The 2,776-nt window shown below is 45.9% G+C and carries 4 protein-coding genes; all 4 read left to right on the forward strand.

Going from position 1 to position 2,776, the window contains the following annotated elements; translation table 11 throughout:
- Nucleotides 1-121: 121 nt before the first annotated feature.
- Complete coding sequence (locus IQ242_RS26450; protein WP_370583039.1) at nt 122-796, forward strand: PEP-CTERM sorting domain-containing protein; 675 nt, start codon at nt 122-124, stop codon at nt 794-796.
- Between the two features lie 407 nt (nt 797-1,203).
- Nucleotides 1,204-2,109 carry an Rpn family recombination-promoting nuclease/putative transposase gene (locus IQ242_RS21740; RefSeq protein ID WP_193961372.1) on the forward strand — a complete coding sequence of 302 codons (906 nt, stop codon included), beginning with the start codon at nt 1,204-1,206 and terminating at the stop codon, nt 2,107-2,109.
- Between the two features lie 34 nt (nt 2,110-2,143).
- Nucleotides 2,144-2,404: a DUF4351 domain-containing protein gene (locus tag IQ242_RS21745; RefSeq protein ID WP_002766597.1), complete on the forward strand. Its 261-nt coding sequence runs from the start codon at nt 2,144-2,146 to the stop codon at nt 2,402-2,404.
- Nucleotides 2,405-2,583: 179 nt separating this feature from the next.
- On the forward strand, nt 2,584-2,776 hold a 193-nt coding region (locus tag IQ242_RS21750), incomplete at its 3' end, for a helix-turn-helix domain-containing protein (RefSeq protein WP_193961373.1).

Consider the following 2,776-nt stretch of genomic DNA (forward strand, 5'->3'; position numbering starts at 1 on the left):
CCCTGGAATTTTCGGCTTAGTTGCCGGCAGCTTGCCGCCAACTCACTCCTCTAGATAAGTATTTTGACTCAGGCATCTTCCTCTTTCGAGACGTTGTGACACTTAGGGTGCGGAATGTGGGATACTGGATGTCAGTTCTTCTACCCCAACTCTCGCGCAATTACAGGCTTATGATGCCGTACTGTCCTTTTCTGATTACGGTTTTGCTGATACAACCACTTTCGGTAACGTATTAGCAGATTACGTCGATGCGGGTGGTGGAGTAGTCCAAGCGACTTTTTCGTTCTATAACGGTTACGACTTAGACATTGGTGGTCGGTGGAAGGCGCAAAACTACAATGTTTGGCAACTAGGACAACAGAACAACCCCGGAAATCTAACATTAGGAACAATTTACGATCCATCCAACCCGATCCTCGCAGGCGTTACCAGCTTCAATGGCGGGTCAGCGAGTTTCTACAATACAGTGGGCTCTTTCAACCCTGGCGCGGTAGCAGTGGCTGACTGGAGTAATGGGGCACCGCTAATCGCTGTCAATACCTCCACATTTGCGGGCAAAATAGCAGGGTTGAATTTTTATCCCCCATCAAGCGATGCTCGACCTGATTTCTGGCTCAGTAGCACCGATGGCGCACGGTTAATGGCCAATTCCCTGAACTTCGTCACCAAACAAGTTCCCGAACCCAATTCTCTCCTTGGACTGTTTGCTATCGGGACTCTTGGCGCAGCTTCAACCCTCAAGCGCAAACTAAAACCATCCAAATCCACCGAAAAACAAACCACAAAAGTTGGCTAAATTGCCCACAAAATATCACAAACACCCCTTCATTCAGTCAGTTGAGGGGGTTTTCGCTGGTTACAAGGTAGAACCTTGTAACCAAATATTTAGGCTCTGCCTAATTTAAATATATTATTCTTCAGGTAGAACCTGAAAATAGCGTTCCCAGGTAGAACCCTGGAACGAGGTAGGAGACGAGGTAGGAAGCGCGGGTTCGCTGGTTACAAGGTAGAACCTTGTAACCAAATATTTAGGCTCTGCCTAATTTAAATATATTATTCTTCAGGTAGAACCTGAAAATAGCGTTCCCAGGTAGAACCCTGGAACGAGGTAGGAGACGAGGTAGGAAGCGCGGGTTTCCTCTCTCTTTTTTTGGGGGTTTTATGGGAAGATCGGGAAAGAGCTATGGTGCAATCCCGATCATAATGAAACGAGACTCGATATTTTACCAGCTTTTTCAACAATCCCCCTCCCTTCTCTTCGATTTACTCGAAAACCCACCAGATAATGCCACCGAATACCGCTTTGACTCCGTAGCCGTCAAGGAACCCAAATTCGAGATCGATGGCGTATTCCTGCCACCCGATAATGATAGTAGCGGGGTGATCTATTTTTGCGAAGTGCAATTTCAAAAAGACGAACGACTCTATGAACGGGTTTTTGGCGAATCATTTTTGTATTTTTATCGTCAGCGAGAACGATTTACCGATTGGCAAATTGTTGTCATCTATCCCACCCGTAACCTAGAACAAAGTAATGCTCATCCCTACCGATCGCTTCTCAATTGTGAGCAGGTGCATCGAATTTATCTGAAAGAATTAGGGGAAATTCAGCAGTTACCCCTAGGAGTTGCCTTAATGGTACTGACTACTGTCGAAGAAACCCAAGCACCAGAAAAAGCCCGCTATTTACTGGCACGAACTCAACAGCAAATTGCAGATCCAGAAGCGGGTCGCGCCATAATAGAAATGATTGCCACAATTATGGTGTATAAATTTACTAACTTGAGTCGGCAGGAGGTGGAAGCGATGCTAGGACTACAATTGGCAGATACAAGGGTATATCGTGAAGCCAAGGAAGAAGGACGACTGGAAGGACAACTGGAAGGACGACTGGAAGGACGACTGGAAGGACGACTGGAAGGACGACTGGAAGGAGAATCTGCCCTGATTTTGCGTCTATTGCAACGTCGCTTTGGTGCGGTGGATGAGGTGTTGGCTGCCCGAATTCAGGCTCTAGAAATCGAGCAATTAGAGTCCTTGGCTGAGGCTTTGTTGGATTTTACAGCATTAAACGACCTAGTGCTTTGGCTAAATCGCTATGGTGTATAAGTTGACTAACTTGAGTCGGCAGGAGGTTGATGCAATGCTAGGACTACAGTTGGCAGATACAAGGGTATATCGTGAAGCCAAGGAGGAAGGTCGCGAGGAAGGTCGTCAGGAAGGAGAATCTGCGCTCATCCTGCGGCTCCTCTCGCGTCGGATCGGTGAAGTGACTCCTGAAAGGCGATCGCAAATTCAAGCTCTCTCAATTAATCAACTGGAAGCTTTAGGAGAAGCTTTGTTAGATTTTACCCAACCCGAAGATTTGGAGGAATGGTTGCGATCGCATCTATCGCCCCTGTAATTGGGAGTAAGCCATGAGGGAGCAAAATGTAAAAATTTCTTAAATTGTGAATTATGCTAGGATTCGCCCTAGAATGATCAAAAATCATCGAAAATTTGGGTCTGAAACCCCGTCGTTCTACGACGGCTTTACTGTTAAATATGAGCATCGTTTACGAAATATATGCTAAAACGTGAGGTATGGAAAAAGCCTATTCGTTTCGATTTTACCCCACACCCGAACAAGAGTCGCTATTGCGGCGCACTTTGGGCTGTGTAAGATTAGTTTACAATAAAGCTCTCCATCTCAGAACACAAGCTTGGCATGAAAGACAAGAAAGAGTAGGATATACTGAAACTTCTTCAATGCTAACCGATTGGAAAAAGCAAGAAG

It is taken from the genome of Microcystis sp. LEGE 08355, from assembly GCF_015207185.1.
Taxonomy (GTDB): Bacteria; Cyanobacteriota; Cyanobacteriia; order Cyanobacteriales; family Microcystaceae; genus Microcystis; species Microcystis panniformis.